The sequence below is a fragment of the Kineosporia succinea genome (genome assembly GCF_030811555.1).
In the GTDB taxonomy this organism is placed as follows: domain Bacteria; phylum Actinomycetota; class Actinomycetes; order Actinomycetales; family Kineosporiaceae; genus Kineosporia; species Kineosporia succinea.
On sequence record NZ_JAUSQZ010000001.1, the window covers coordinates 4,637,059 to 4,652,051 of the forward strand.

Annotated in this window: 10 protein-coding genes; 6 read left to right on the top strand and 4 right to left on the bottom strand. The window is 72.1% G+C overall.

Annotated features, from left to right (window positions below; translation table 11 throughout):
• Positions 1-225: 225 nt before the first annotated feature.
• The 4 genes from J2S57_RS20175 to J2S57_RS20190 are packed head-to-tail and all read right to left on the bottom strand — an operon-like array spanning position 226 to position 4,662.
• A complete protein-coding gene (locus J2S57_RS20175; protein ID WP_307245303.1) occupies positions 226-1,725 on the bottom strand; it encodes a phytoene desaturase family protein in 1,500 nt (499 codons plus the stop codon).
• A gap of 2 nt (positions 1,726-1,727) precedes the next feature.
• Entirely contained in the window at positions 1,728-2,972 is a 1,245-nt protein-coding gene (locus J2S57_RS20180; RefSeq protein WP_307245305.1) for a glycosyltransferase family 2 protein, read from the bottom strand.
• Positions 2,969-3,901 (bottom strand): carotenoid biosynthesis protein, encoded by a 933-nt coding sequence (locus tag J2S57_RS20185; protein WP_307245307.1) that lies wholly within the window; start codon positions 3,899-3,901, stop codon positions 2,969-2,971. The genes J2S57_RS20180 and J2S57_RS20185 overlap by 4 nt, the downstream gene beginning before the upstream one ends.
• Before the next feature lie 2 nt (positions 3,902-3,903).
• The gene (locus J2S57_RS20190; RefSeq protein WP_307245309.1) at positions 3,904-4,662 is read right to left on the bottom strand and encodes a monooxygenase; all 759 of its coding nucleotides are present in this window, start codon (positions 4,660-4,662) and stop codon (positions 3,904-3,906) included.
• A 97-nt stretch (positions 4,663-4,759) separates the two neighbouring features.
• Here J2S57_RS20190 and J2S57_RS20195 point away from each other — a divergent pair, with 97 nt between their 5' ends.
• The 6 genes from J2S57_RS20195 (at position 4,760) to J2S57_RS20220 (ending at position 14,884) form a co-directional block, all read left to right on the top strand.
• Positions 4,760-5,773 carry an o-succinylbenzoate synthase gene (locus J2S57_RS20195; RefSeq protein ID WP_307245311.1) on the top strand — a complete coding sequence of 338 codons (1,014 nt, stop codon included), beginning with the start codon at positions 4,760-4,762 and terminating at the stop codon, positions 5,771-5,773.
• 436 nt (positions 5,774-6,209) lie between these two features.
• Complete coding sequence (locus J2S57_RS20200) at positions 6,210-6,890, top strand: DUF6504 family protein (RefSeq protein WP_307245313.1); 681 nt, start codon at positions 6,210-6,212, stop codon at positions 6,888-6,890.
• A gap of 229 nt (positions 6,891-7,119) precedes the next feature.
• Positions 7,120-7,554 (top strand): SAV_6107 family HEPN domain-containing protein, encoded by a 435-nt coding sequence (locus tag J2S57_RS20205; protein ID WP_307245315.1) that lies wholly within the window; start codon positions 7,120-7,122, stop codon positions 7,552-7,554.
• Positions 7,555-7,561: 7 nt separating this feature from the next.
• A complete protein-coding gene (locus J2S57_RS20210; RefSeq protein ID WP_307245318.1) occupies positions 7,562-13,072 on the top strand; it encodes a PHP domain-containing protein in 5,511 nt (1,836 codons plus the stop codon).
• Complete coding sequence (gene dinB / locus J2S57_RS20215; protein ID WP_307245320.1) at positions 13,069-14,424, top strand: DNA polymerase IV; 1,356 nt, start codon at positions 13,069-13,071, stop codon at positions 14,422-14,424. Before J2S57_RS20210 ends, dinB begins: the two co-directional genes overlap by 4 nt.
• A gap of 73 nt (positions 14,425-14,497) precedes the next feature.
• Positions 14,498-14,884, top strand: coding sequence for an SCO2097 family morphological protein (locus J2S57_RS20220; RefSeq protein ID WP_307245322.1), 387 nt, complete (start codon positions 14,498-14,500; stop codon positions 14,882-14,884).
• The last annotated feature ends 109 nt before the right edge of the window (positions 14,885-14,993 follow it).

The window sequence follows — 14,993 nt, forward strand, 5'->3', positions numbered from 1 at the left end:
GCCCGCACGACCTCGCCGGTCTCCTGCCTTGAAGTCACCGGTCTCTTGCCTCGAGCTCACCGGCCTCTTGCCTCGGGAGGTGTCATCAGCTCGCGCCGGTCGCAGATCTTGGGTCTGCTGTTGCCGGTCTGCTCTCGTCGGTCACTGGTCTGCGGTCGCCGGTCGCCGGTCGTCGGTCGTCGGTCACTGGTCTGTGGTCGCCGCTCGTCGCTCGCCGGGCGGCTCTCAGGCTCGGCCGACGAGGTCGGCCACGATCGCGGCTGACAGACCCACCAGCGGAAGCCCCCCGCCCGGGTGGGACGACCCGCCCACCAGGAACAGCCCGGGCACCGGACCGCGGTTGGCCGGGCGCAAGAACGCCGAGCGCGCGCCGTTGCTGCTCGAACCGTAGATCGAGCCGCCGGTCGAGCGGGTGCCGCGTTCCAGGTCGGCCGGGGTGCGGATCTCGTTCCAGAGCAACCGGTCACGTACGTCCAGGCCTCGCGCCGCCATGACCGCGAGGATCTTCTCCGCGTAGGAGCTGGCGAGACCCGGCGCGTCCCAGTCCATCCCGGCGCCCGGATCGTGACGGGGTGCGTTGACGAGCACGAACCAGGCCTCGTGGTCGTCGTCGGGACGCAGCTCCGGGTCGTCGGGCGCGCTGATGTAGATCGTGGGATCGGGCACCGGCGAAGCCTTTCCGGCCTGCCGGCCGGTGCCGAACACATGGTCGAACTCGGCGTCGTAGTCGTCGGGGAACAGCACGGTGTGGTGCCGTAGACCGGGTGTACGGCCACGCAGGGCGAGCAGCATCACGAATCCCGAGAGCGAGGGCGTGGCCCGGCGCAGGGCCCGCCGCCCGGCATCGCCCTCCGGACCGGGCATCAGGTCGCGGTAGAGGTGAGCCGCCTCGACGCCCGAGACCACCACGTCCGCCGGAACCGTCTCGCCACCCTCCAGACGCACACCCTCGACCCGGGACGAGCCGGCCAGCACCTGCTCGACGGACGCCGACGTCCGGATCTTCACCCCGTGCGACACCGCCCGGTCGGCGACGGCCGCGCCGAGCTTCCACAGACCGCCGGGGATGTACCACGAACCGAAGGCATGCTCCACGAACGGCACCGTGGCGAGCGCGGCCGGGGCCCGGCGCGGGTCGGAGCCGGTGTAGGTGGCGTAGCGGTCGAGGAACATCCGCTGCTCGGGGGCCTGCAGGTACTTTCGGCCGAGTCCGCGCAGACTGAGCCACGGCGCGACGGTGCGGATGTCGGCCGGATTGCGGGCCAGCCCCAGCAGCGTGCGGGCACCGTCGAGAGGGGACTCCAGGAACGGGTCGCGGGTCAGGTCCCAGATCTGGGCCGCCCGCCGGTGGAAGGCCGTCCAGTCGTCACCGGCCTTCGGGCCCAGAGCGTCGGCCCAGGCCCGGCTGACATGGCCCGGCCCGCCGGGCACGTCGAGCTCGAGACCGCTCGGGAACCGGTAGTGGCAGGCCGGATCGACGGGCTCCAGGCTGAGCACGTCTTCGAGCGGTTCGCCGGTCTTGAGGAACAGGTCGCGGTAGACCGCCGGCAGCGTGAGAAGGCTGGGCCCGGTGTCGAAACCGAAACCGTCACGCCGCAGCAGCCCGAGCTTGCCGCCGATCTGGCCGGCCTGCTCGAGCACGGTGACCTGGTGCCCGAGCGCACCGAGGCGCGCGGCGGTGGACAGGCCACCGAGACCGGCCCCGACAACGACCACCCGGGCCACGGTCAGCGGTCCTCTCGGGAGGCCGGGCGCTCGCCCCAGGCCGTGCCGGGCGGGGCCGGGAGGGCGCTGTCAGGCGGGGCCGGGAAGGCGCCGCGGGCGGGGAGGGCGCCGCGGGCGGGGAGCGCCCGCCCCTTCCAGGAGAGCTCGCCCCGCAGGTTCGCCTTCACCGAACGAGCGGTCAGCCAGCCGAACACCGCGATCGACGCGGGATGAGCGAAGGCGTCGGGCAGCGAGCGCCCGTCGGTCTGCTCGGCCACCAGGTAGCGGCCGACCACACCGGCCAGGTATCCGGACAGGCCGGTCACGGAACCACCCAGCGCCGCGACGGCCGGCACCAGGTAGACGACGCCGAGGCCGGTCACGACGGCGCCCGCCCCGACCGGGCTGCCGAACGCCGACCAGAGCGACTTGGTGTACCCGTCGCGCAGTTCCGGCCAGTCGCCGTACATCCGGCAGACCGCGAGGTGGGTGCCGTCGACGACTCCGCCCCGGCCTCCGGCCGCCTTCACCGAGCGCAGCAGGGCGATGTCGTCGAGCACGGCCCCGCGCACCGTGGGGGCCGCGTGACCTCCACTGGTGCGGTAGGTCTCGGTATCGACCACCAGGAACTGGCCGTTGGCCGCGGACAGACTGGCCCGCGGCGAGCGCTCGGCCTGCCCCAGCGGCAGGGTGGTGAGCCACGACCACTGCAGCAGCGGCTGCACGAGCCGCTCGGCCGGGGTGTCGGTCAGCTGCCGCGGGTAGGGCGAGACCAGGTGCAGTCCGGACGTTCTGAGCAGGTTCACGGCGGCGGCCAGGGCGTGCGGGGCGAAGCGCACGTCGGCGTCGACGAAGACCAGCACCGAACCCGTGGCCACCCGGGCGCCCGCGTGGCAGGCGTTCGGCTTGCCCAGCCAGCCCTCGGGCGGTTCGCTCGCGGTGATCACCCGCACCCGGGGATCACCCGCCGCGGTGGCCCGCACCACGTCGGCCGTGCCGTCGGTGGAGCCGTCGTCGACCACCAGGACCTCCAGGTGCGGCACCCGGATCTGGTCGAGCAGCGACGCCAGGCAGGGCGCCACCCGCGAGGCCTCGTTGCGCACCGGCAGCACCACGGTGACCCGCTCGCCGACCTCCGCGGGGTCGCTCTGCGGCTGCCGCAGCGCCTTCAGGTTCAGCGCCGTGTGCACCGTCAGGCCGATCGCGGCCAGGCTTCCCGCTCGAACCAGCCCGCGCCAGACTCCCCGGGCCGCACCCTGTTCCGTCACTGCTCGTCCCCGTTCCGTGCCGTCGTGCCGTGTTCTGCCCCGGTTCGGGCTTCCGCCGCCCGGGCCGGTCTCACCGCTCTGGCCTCTGCTCTGGCCTCCGAGACCAGACGCCTCAGGTAGGGCAGCACGGTCAGGCCCATCACCAGCCCGCCGTAGAGCGCCACCCAGGGCCGGCCGAAGAAGAACAGGTTGGCCACCGCCGAGCCCAGCCAGGTCCAGGCCAGCACGGACGCGGCCGGCCATTCCCAGGCCGGGCGGTGCCGCGGCCGGGCGGGCAGGGCGAGATCGAGCGCGGCGACGATGACCAGCGCCACCAGCAGCCAACCCGCGTAGTTCGTCAGCGGGATGCCCGGCACCCCGGGCAGGGCCGGGTGCGGGTCGGCGAAACGCCAGGCGTCCTGCGCGATCATCTGCGGGTCGAGGTAGAGGTCCCAGGCCGCGAGGGTGAAACCGCCGAGCAGGACGGTGCGCGCCCGGCTCGTGCTCCCGTCGGGCCGGGCCGCGAGGCGGCGCCCGAGCAGCAGGGCCGGGTAGGCGATCATCGTCCAGGCGATCGGCACCAGCACCGGCACACTCACGACCTGGAGCCCCAGCCTGCCGGTGTAGAGGTAGTCGCCGAAGGGGTATCCGGTGGCCACGCCGACCGCCTCGGCGGCCAGCCCGATGCCACCCGCGACAGCCAGCAGCAGCGCGGCGTGCCCCGCGCTCCAGCGCAGCGCCGCGTGCAGCAACCCGGCCGAGGTCAGCAGCAGCACGCTGATCACCGTGACCGCCCGCAGGGGAGCGCCGGACAGCAGCGGATAGCTGATCTGGGTGAGCACGCCGGCGATGATGAGACCGACCACGAGCCCGCGGCGCACGCGCTCCGCCGGTTCGTCGGGAAGGGCGGTGGGGTCCGGCTCACGAACGCCCGGTGCCGTCGGCTGCATGCTCACTTCTCCTGCCGTCCGCTGGATCTCAGATCAGGGTCTGCCGAGGGGGCCGGTGCGCCCGGCACCGGACCCGGCCGGAAGGAGCCCAGGGTGCCGCGGACCGAGTGCACCTCGAACCGGGCGAAAAGCTCTTCCGTGTACCAGCGCTCGGGCTCGGTACGGCGCACCACGTCGACGTGCCCGGCCCGGCGGTAGGCGAATTCCTTCAGCGCGGACGACGACTCCCACAACGAGAACGTGCCCTGCAGGCCGATGGGCGCCTCGCCGATGCCGAGCGCCAGGCGCAGCCCGGAGACCGTGGACAACTCGGCCGAGACCGGCGGCACCGCGCGCCAGAACGACATCGCCCGGCTGGGCCGCAGGCGTGCCCGCGTGATCGAGGCGACCTGGGCGTCGTCCGCCATCTTGCGGGGAGAAGGTGAGCCGAAAGGTTCGGTGCGGGCCCACCGGCCCCGGCTGGACAGCGGGCTCATCGTGATCTCGAGCCGTTCGGAGGCGATGTCGTTCCAGCGCCGGTGCGTGCCGCTGTGGCCGAACGCCTCGGCCCGCTCGGCGCTTTCCCAGACCGTGAGCAACCCCCAGTGCCGGGGATCGGCGTCGCGCAGGGTGAAGGTGCGCCCGTCGCCGGTGCCGAGCAGCTTGGCGAACCGCAGCCCGGGAACGGACCGCAACGGGATCCGCTCGGTGCCCATCCGGAGCAGTGCGGACGGGACACGGGCGAGCGTCACGCCCCAGACCGTGAGCACCACGTAGGCCATGACCGTCTCACCACCTGTCTGTCCGGAGCCCTCCACCAACGTCCCGCAACCCTACGCGGGGCCACCGACAGTCTTGGCACGGGCGTAATCTGCGCAGGTGAGCGCTCAGACGGACGTGCGGGTGGTGCCCTACTCGATCAGGATGACCGACCGGTTCCGCGGGATCACCGAGCGCGAGGGCGTCCTGCTGTCCGGCCCGGCCGGCTGGGGCGAGTTCTGCCCGTTCCCCGAGTACGACGACGCGATCGCCTCCCGCTGGCTGGCCACGGCGGTCGAGGCCTGCACCGCCGGCTGGCCCCGCCCGTTGCGCCGGAGTGTCCCGGTGAACTGCATCGTTCCCGCCGTCACCCCCGAGCGGGCCGCCGAACTGGTCGTCGCCTCCGGCTGCTCCACCGCGAAGGTCAAGGTCGCCGACCATCCGGACTCGCTCGCCGAGGATCTGGCCCGCGTCGAGGCGGTGCGCTCGGCGCTCGGCCCGCAGGGGGCCGTCCGGGTGGACGCGAACATGCGCTGGGACGTCGACCAGGCCGTCCACGCCCTGCGCGAGCTGATCCGGGTGGCGGGGGAGCTGGAGTACGCCGAGCAGCCCTGCCGCACCGTCGAGGAGCTCGCCCGGGTGCGCCGGCGGGTGGACGTGCGGATCGCCGCCGACGAGTCGATCCGGCAGGCCGCCGATCCCACCCGGGTACCGCTGGGGGAGGCCGCCGACGTCGCCGTGATCAAGTGCACGCCGCTCGGGGGAGTACGTCGCGCGCTCGAGGTCGCCGAGTCCACCGGACTGCCCTGCGTGGTCTCCTCGGCCCTGGAGACGAGCGTCGGGCTGGCCGCCCAGGTGGCCCTGGCGGCCGCTCTCCCCGAGCTCCCGTTCGCCTGCGGTCTGGGCACGGTGTCGCTGTTCACGAAGGACGTGGTGGTCCCCTCGGAGTCCCTGCGCCCGGTCGGCGGGGTGGTCCGGGTGCCGGACGCCGCACCGGCCCCGGACGAGGCCGCGCTCGCGGCCCTGGAGATGACCGATCCGGCCCGGCGCGCCTGGTGGCAGGCGCGTCTGGAACGAGCGGTCGCCGGCCTGCCGGATCCCTCCGCCGCTCCCGAGGGCTGGCTCCAGGCCTAGGTTTTCGCCCTTCGCCGACTCCGGCGCGCGGAGCTTCGTGCTGTCCGTGCTGGTCACGCTGGGTTTATGTGCAGGTTACGCCGCGTCATTGGATTGATGGCGCATCTGCGGTTGACGGACTCCCGGGAGACCGGTGTACATTCGAACCGTTCGAACATGTGTTCGAACGGGCTCCCAGAGATCACAGCGCGCCGGCTGCCTCTGGTGAGTAGGTCGGTGACGAGGCGAACTCGACCCCGTCTCGTCGCCGACCGTCCCGGTGTCACGTCACCGGCCCGTGGAGGGGGAAACCGCGGGCCGGTGAACGCCCGTCTTCCCCCGGGCCTGGTCGTGCCGCGTGATCCTCTCGCGGGGCCCGCCAGATCATCGTCAGGTTTGAGTCGGCACGTCGGATTCCAGTCGGCAGCGGTAGCGGGAAGCGTAGGTGCAGAGCGAAATGGCTCGACGGGTGAGCGAATTGGTCGATGTCCGAGTCGTCCAGGAAACGGGAGACGCGCCGATGGCCTTCCTCTGGCGCGGTCGTCTCTACGTGGTGCGAGAGGTTCTCGGGCACTGGCACGAGCGGCGCGACTGGTGGTCCACGGCCGCCGCGCGGGCCCTGCACGGTGAGGACTGGCCGTCCGAGCGCCCCCCGGCGCCCGAGGGTCCCTCCTTCGCGGTCTGGTCCGGGCAGGAAACCGGATCCTCCGGCGAACTGCCCGGCGGAGTGCCCGGCCGTGTCCCCGGGCAGACCCGTGAGCACCCGGGCGGCCGCAAACGCCGGGAGCCCGTGGAGCGGCTGGATCATCGGGAACACCCGCAGAACCCCGAACAGCGGGAACAGCAGCGGGAAAACGAGCCGGGGGCGCTGCCCCGGCGGTCCCGTCACCGTCTCGGAGACGAGGGGACGCGGCGGGGCGGCGCGTCGGCGTCGGTCACCTGTCAGGAGCCCGCCGTCACCCGGTCGGAAACCGGGGCACGGGGCTACGAAACCTCGGAGTGCGAGGTCTGGCGCGTGGAGGCCAGCACCGGCCGGGCCTTCGGCAACGGGGTGTACGACCTCTCGCGCACGCCGTCCGCCGACCGTTCCTCCGGTCCGGCTAGCGATTCCTGGCGTCTGCTCCAGGTCGCCGACTGAACGCCCCGCGGATCCCCGCCCGATCTGCATGACCACCTCCGGAAGCGGTTCCGAGCCGGAGAATTCCACGCTCGCGGACAGCGACCCCGACCTCGGTGCCGCACCGGCTGCGGGCGACCCCGAACCTTCCCCACGCGCTTCCCTGTCGCGACTTCGCCCGTCATCTCCCGGAGCCGCTCCCGATCGTCCGTCCGAACGCCCTGAACGCCTTGACCACGAGGAGCCCGACATGTCGGCGACCACTCTGGCCCGGCCGCCCGTCTCGACCGCGGCCCGGATGCTGCTCGACCGTTCCCGTTCCGGTCTGTCGCAGGCCTGTGCCTCGCGTACCGCGTCCGAGCGGTACGTCACCGCGCACCTGGCGGCGCTGCGGGCGGCGGCGGCAGTGCTCGCCGTCCGCAGCCGGCCGGGCCGTCGCGGTGGGCCGCGCAGTGTCTGGGAGGTCCTGCCCCGGGTCGCTCCCGAACTGGGCGAGTGGTGCTCCTACTTCGCCTCCACCGCCTCTCGCCGGGCCGCGATCGACGCCGGTCGCACCGGTGTCGTCAGCGCCCGGGAGGCCGACGATCTGCTTCGCGACGCCGAGGCCTTCCACCATCTGGTCGAGTCCACGCTCGGCCTGCCCTACCAGCAGGTGCTCCCGCTGACCCTGCCGAGCTGTGAATGACCACGAGATGCCGCAATCCCACACCCCGTCCTCCTTCACCCACCTGCGCGTCGCCTCCGGGTATTCCCTCCGGTACGGCGCCTCGAACCCCTACCAGCTGGTCGAGCAGGCTGTCGGCGAGGGCCTGACCTCTCTCGCCCTGACCGACCGCGACGGCCTCTACGGGGCGATCAAGTTCATCGACGCCTGTGAGCGAGCCGGGATCACTCCGGCCCTCGGGGTGAATCTGGCCGTGGAACCGCTCTTTCCGGGCGGCCGGCGGCGCCGGGTGGGGGCGGCCGCCCCTACCCGGTCCACCGGTGAGGGATTGTCGGCCCGGTTCGCCGGTGAGGGATTGTCGGCCCGGTTCGCCGGTGAGGCGTCGTCGACCAGGCTCACCGGTGAGGCGTCGTCGGCCCGGTTCGCCGGAGGGGCGTCGTCGGTCCGGGCCGTCGGGGGGACGTCCCCGGCCTGGGCCGAGGTGCTCGGCCGAGGTGGGCCGGGCCACCGGGATGTGCCGGAATCCGCGCGCCGGGTTCCGGTGCGGGGCGGCGCCAGCGTGGACCCTCGTCTTCCCCGGGTCACCGTGCTGGCGCTCGCTTCCGGTGCGGGCACCGGGCTCCGGAAGGGCCAGGGCTGGGGTCGTCTGTGCCGGCTGGTCACGGCCACCCACCTGAGAGGTGAACGGGGACAGCCGATCAGCACCACCGAACTCGTCACCGGTCACGCCCAGATCGACGGCGTGCCCGCGCTCACGGTCCTGCTCGGTCCGGACTCCGAGTACGGGCGGGCCGTGCTCGCAGGCCGGGCCGACCTCGCCCTGGCCGTGCTCGAGCACTGGCGGTCTCTCGTGCCGCCGGCCTGCCTGGCGGTCGAGATCGTGCACCACCGCGGCCCGCAGGGGGTCACGGCCAGTCTCGGGCACGCCGCCCGGATGCTGAACCTGGCCCGGCAGGCCGGGGTGCCGGCCGTGCTCACCAACGCCGTGCGGCACGCCACCCGCGACGGCGCGATCACGGTCGACGTGCTCGACGCCGCGCGTCGGCTGGTGGCCATCGACTCCCGCCACCTCGACCGCACCACCAGCGAGGGGTACCTCGTCGGTGACGCCGAGATGACCCGCCGGGCCCACGAGATCGCCGAGGCCGCAGGAGATCTCGGGCTCGCCGGCCAGATGCTGAGCCTGACCGCGTCGCTGGCGTCACGGTGCCTGATGCGAGACCCGCGTGACGAGCTGGGTCTCCGCGAGGCGCACCTGCCCGAAGACGAGGTGCTGGGCCTGGCCGGAAGAGACGCGAACACCGAGCTGAGGCAGCGCTGCCTCGACCGGATCCACACCGTCTACCCCCGGGCGAGCCGGCGCGAACTGGCCCGGATCCACCAGCGGCTCAGGGAAGAGCTGGAACTCGTCACCCACCTGACCATCCCGACCTACTTCCTCACCATCGCCAAGGTCTGCGACCTGATCCGCGACATGGGGGTGCGGGTGGCGGCCCGGGGCTCGGGGGCGGGCAGCCTGATCAACCACCTGCTCGGCGTCTCCGGGGTCGACCCGCTGCGGCACGACCTGCTGATGGAACGGTTCGCCACCCGGCACCGGGCCCAGCTGCCCGACGTCGACCTGGACGTCGAGTCCGACCGGCGCACCGACGTCTACGAGAAGCTGCTCGACGTCTTCGGTGGAGACCGGGTCAGCTGCGTCTCGATGATGGACACCTACCGCGCCCGCCACGCCATCCGTGACGTCGGCGCCGCGCTCGGCCTGCCGCCCGGCGAGGTGGACACGATCGCCAAGTCGTTCCCGCACATCCGGGCACGCGACGTGCGCTCGGCCATCGCCGAACTGCCCGAGCTGAGGGCCTCCGGCCTCGGGAGTCCGCGCCTGGGCCTGCTGTTCGACCTGGTCGAGCGGCTCGACGGGTTGCCCCGGCACATCGCGCTGCACCCCTGCGGCGTGCTCATCTCCGACAGCGGCCTGCTCGACCGCACGCCGGTCGAGGCCAGCTGGATGGGCTTCCCGATGAGTCAGTTCGACAAGGAGGACGTCGAGGTGATCGGCCTGCTCAAGCTCGACGTCCTGGGCATCCGCATGCAGTCGGCGATGTCGTACGCGGTGCAGGAGATCGCCCGGGTGGACGGGCCCGGGGCCGTCACCGCCGGGAACCACGAGGAAGTCGCCGACTACATCGACCAGCACGGCCTGATCGACCTCGACGCCGTACCCCACGACGACCCGGCCACGTTCTCGCTGATCCAGAGCACCCGCACGCTGGGCTGCTTCCAGATCGAGTCACCCGGCCAGCGCGAGCTCGTGGGCAAGTTCGCTCCCGAGACCTTCCACGACCTGATCATCGACATCTCCCTGTTCCGCCCCGGCCCGGTGAAGTCCGACATGGTCACCCCCTTCCTGCGGGCCCGGCAGCACTGGGTCGAGCCCGAGTACCTGCACGCCGCTCTCCGCGAGGTGCTCGAAGACACCTGCGGTGTGGTCGTCTTCCACGAGCAGGTGCTGAAGATCGTCAGCATCGTCACCGGCTGCACGCTGGAAGACGCCGACGAGTTCCGGCGTGCCATGGGCGTCCCCGCGATGCAGGAGAAGAACGAGAACTGGTTCCGCAGTCACGCCGCGCGTCCCCGCAACGACGCCGGCGAGCGGGTGTTCGACGACGCCGACGTCAACCGGATCTGGGCCGTGCTCAAGGCTTTCGCCTCGTTCGGGTTCTGCAAGGCCCACGCCGCGGCCTTCGCCCTGCCCACCTACCAGTCGGCCTGGCTGAAGGCGCATCACCCGGCGGCGTTCCTGGCCGGCGTGCTCACTCACGACCCGGGCATGTACCCCAAGCGCCTGATCCTCGACGACGCACGCAATTTCGGCATCGCGGTTCTCCCGCTCGACGTGAACCACTCCGACGGGAAATACCGGGTGGAACGCCTCGAGGCCGAGGTGACGGGGGAGGAGGAGCAGGGCGAGCGTGAGGACGAGGGACACGGCGACGAGGAACGCGGCGGCAAGGAGGACGAGGGACACGGCGACGAGGAACGCGGCGGCAAGGAGGACGAGGGGTACGGGGACGAAGGGCGGCCGGGAGAGTCGTCGGGGCCGGGAGCCGCGAAGGGTGCCGAAGAGGAAGGGGAATGGACGGTTCCGGGCGGCTGGACCGTACCGGACGAGTGGGTCGCCGGGGCGAGTGCACAGCCCGAAGAGGTCGTGCCGGCGAAAGCTGGTCTGAGTCGGGCGCAGTCACCGAGCCCGGTGGAGCCGACACCGGTGACAGCGGCATCGGCGCATCTCGTGCCGGTGTTCGAGCCAGACGCTGCCGAGGTCGGTACGTCCGGGGTCCTCGCACTCCGCGCCGGGACGGAGACCGAATCGCGAGTCGTGTTCGGCCACCGTCCGGACGTCATGCCGGTCCCCGATCCGGCTGCCGTCGCGGGCTCCGTGGGATCCCTCGCCCGCCCCGGCCGTCAAGGAGGAACTCCCGCCGGTTCGCTCAGTTTCCCGGGCAGCCTGCGTATCACCCTGCCCCACCTCTTCGCCGATCGGCTGAACCCGGCCATGTTGCCGGCACCTCCCCTTCCGTTCCCCGAGTCGTTCGGGCAGACCGGACCGCTCGACGACACCGGGACCACGACGTCCCTCATCCCCGTTGCCCTCCAGCCGGTGCCCCGAAAGACACCCGCCCCCGAGCCGTCCGCCCCCGAACCGCCCACCCCCCAAGCGCCGGCCCCCGAACCAGTACCGGTCGAGCACCCACCCGCCCCGTCGCCGTCCAAGACCGACCTGGTTCTGCCCGACGGCAGCCCCTACGGAATCCGCCTGTCCCTCGCCGAGGTCAAGGGCATCAGCGAGGCCGAGGTGCAACGGATCGTGGCCAACCGTCCCTACCAGTCCCTGGCCGACTTCTGGCACCGCGCGCACGTGTCCCGTCCGATTGTCGAAAGACTCATCATCACCGGTGCTTTCGACTCCCTCTACGGCCTCACCGATGCGCTGCCGGTGCCGTCCCGAGGTAGCACCACCCGGCGCGACCTCCTGCTCCAGCTCGCCGACCTGGAACGCTGGAGCCGCTCGCTGGAGAGTGGCCGGGCCCGCAGGAAGAAAGACAGGAACCCGCCACCCCCGGAACGGTTCGACGAGTCCGGGGGCAAGGACAGCAGCGGGGTCCGGCGCGCCGCAGGCCTCCAGTCCCGGTCGGCCGCCCCCGTGGTCGCGGCGGAAGACCACTCCGTCCAGCTCGCCCTCGACCTCGGTGACGCCCCCGACCGCATCGTCCCCAGTGGCCTGCCCGAGATGACCAGCGCCGAGCGCACCCGCGCCGAGCTCGAGGTGCTCGGTCTGGACGCCAGCCGTCACGTGCTCGAGTTCTACGAGCCGATGCTGCAGGCGCTCGCGGTCACCCGGGCACGTGACGTCCGGGGCCGGCGCAGCCGCGCGGAGATCCTCGTCGCCGGCGTGAAGGTGGCCACCCAGACCCCGCCGATCCGCACCGGCCGCCGCGTCGTCTTCCTCACCCTCGACGACTCGACCGGCCCGGTGGACGCGACCTTCTTCGAAGACGTCCAGGGCCCGTACGCGAGCACGGTCTTCCACTCCTGGCTCCTGGTGGTGCGCGGGGTGCTCCGCAAGACCGGGCACCGCGGGGTCTCGCTGCGCGCCACCGGCGCCTGGGAACTCCCGGTGCTCTGGGAGGCCTGGGTGGAGTCCGGCCTGGAGGGAGTGCTGGAGATCCTGCACGACGACGAACCGGCCGGCCCTGACCGCACGACACCCACCCGTCGCACCGCGTCCACGAACCGCACAGCCGATCTGCCCGCCACCACCTTCCACGCCGGGCTGGTCCCGGCCGACGTGGGAGAGGCGACCCCCGGCCGTGTCCTCGGCATCAGCCGCGACGACGGCGCCCTGCCCGGCGCCGGTCCCACCGACTGGGAGACACCCACCGGCCTGCCCGCCGGCGACCACGACGGTTCCGGTCTCCCGATCCCGGCCACCCGTCCACCCGACCCGAATCAGCTCCGGCCGAACCAGTCCCTCCCGGACCAGCCCTGGCCGGATCAGTCCCGCCCGGACCAGTCCCGCCCGAATCAGTCCCGGCCGGACCAGTCCCGCCCGGACCAGCCCCGGCCGAATCAGTCCTGGCCGAACCAGTCCCTCCCGGACCAGCCCCGGCCGGACCAGTCCCGCCCGATCCAGTCCCGCCCCGCCACCACCCCGTCCACCGTCGATCAACCACCGGCGACCCGCCGCGTACTCGTTCACCCCAGCGGTTTCCGCCAGTCGCCCTACGCCGACCTCAAACCCCCGGGCGGCGACACCCGCGAGACCCGCCGCATGCAGGCCGCCGCTCAGGAGGCCCGTCGCGACGAACGGCGCCGCCGCGACGAAGAACGCCGGTTGCAGAACCGCTCGGCGCAAGATCAGCAACCAGATTCCCGAGGCCCCCGGACCCAGGATCCGGCCGGAGAGGACGAGGTCCGGCGCCGCCGGGAACCCCCGCGCAAACTCTGGCACTCCAGCCCCGGAAGCTCCGGCCGATGAGCCGCCGCAGCTACCGGCGGGCCGGGGCCGGACTGTCCGCCAACGACACCGGCTGCCTGGTCCTGCACGCCGACATGGACGCCTTCTACGCCTCCGTCGAACTCATCGACCGCCCTGACCTGCGCGGACTCCCGGTGATCGTGGGCGGGGGAGGCCGCTCCGTGGTGCTCTCGGCGACCTACGAGGCCAGAAGAAGAGGGGTCCACGCCGCCATGCCGATGAGCCGCGCCCGCCGGGTGTGCCCCGAGGCGGTCGTGATCGAACCCGACCACGACCGCTACGCCGACGTCTCGCGCGGTGTGATGGAGGTCTTCCGGTCGGTGACGCGGCTGGTCGAGCCGCTGAGCCTGGACGAGGCCTTCATCGACGTGTCCGGGGCGATCCGGCGCATGGGCTCGCCGAGCCGCATCGCCGCCCTGATCCGCGACCGGATCGCCGACGAGCAGCGCATCACCTGCTCGGTCGGGATCGCGTCCACCAAGTTCGTCGCCAAGCTCGCCTCCGGCCAGGCCAAACCCGACGGCGTGCTGGTGGTGCCGCGCGACGAGACGGTCACCTTTCTGCACGGACTGCCCGCCGGGGCCCTGTGGGGCGTGGGGGAGAAGACGGAAGAGGCCCTGAGGCGCCTGGGGCTGGTGACGGTCGCCGACATCGCCCACACCCCGGCTCTGACCCTCCGCCGGGCGCTCGGCGATGCGGTCGGCCGGCAGCTGCACGACCTGTCCTGGGGCCGGGACCCGCGCCCGGTGGTGCCTCAGCAGGTCGAGAAGAGCATCGGCAACGAAGAGACTTTCCGCACAGACATCGACGATCCCGACGTGATATCCCGCGAGCTGCTAAGGCTCAGCGAGCGGGTGGCGGCCCGGGCCCGGGCCTCGGGAGCCGTCGGCCGCACCGTGGTGATCAAGATCAGATTCGCCGACTTCACCACGATCACCCGCTCCCGCACGCTGCCCGAGCACACCGACGTGGCACGCGTGATCCATTCCACGGCGCTCGCCCTCTATGCCCGCCTGGGTCTTGACCGTGCTCGATTACGCCTGGTCGGAGTGCGTTTGGAAGGGCTCGCCGAGGCCTCCGAGGGGCATCACCAGCTCAGCCTCGACGAGCGTCCGGTGGGCTGGCGGGAGGCCGAGAGGGCGGTCGACCGGGCCAGTGCCCGGTTCGGCGCGGGGGCCGTCCGGCCCGCCAGTCTGGTGGCACAACCCGCCATGACAGGAGACACTGCCCAGCAGCGCCATGCCCCCCGTTCCGGCGACGGCCGTCACCCCCTCCGGTATCAAGCCCCACAGCCGTATGGCCGAGAATGGGGAGACCATCCGGGTGGCACAGCCGATCGGCTTTCGCGGTAGGCGTGCGCGACCTATTCTGTGACCATCGCCGGAACGCATGTGGAACGACCGGTGTGACCGTCAGGAGGTCGAAGTGCCGCTCTCCGATAACGAGCAGCGTCTGCTTGAGCAGATGGAGCGCGCGCTCTATGCCGAGGATCCGAAGTTCGCCTCGGCAATGCGTGGCGCCAACCGACGGCCAGGGGCCGGCCGGCGGCTTGCTATTGGGGGCACGGGTATCGTGCTCGGGCTCGTAGTGCTCGTCTTTGGCGTGGCCAACAACAACATCCCGGTCGGGGTGCTCGGCTTCGTCTGCATGCTGGGTGGCACGGCGTATGCCGTCTCCAGTAAGCGCAGAGGGCCAGTAGGCGTTGTCAATGCGGCCGGAACCGTCCGTCCCCCCGCGAAGCGCAACCGCAACAAGGGCAGTTTCATGCAACGCATGGAGCAGCGCTGGGATCGGCGTCGCGACGAACGCTGATCAGATCCGCAGCACGGCATGAAAGATGCTTGATAGCAAAGGGCCCCTCGACCTGGCTCGGTCGCAGGGGCCGACAAGCTCAATGCAGGGTTCATGTAGGCGGTACCGC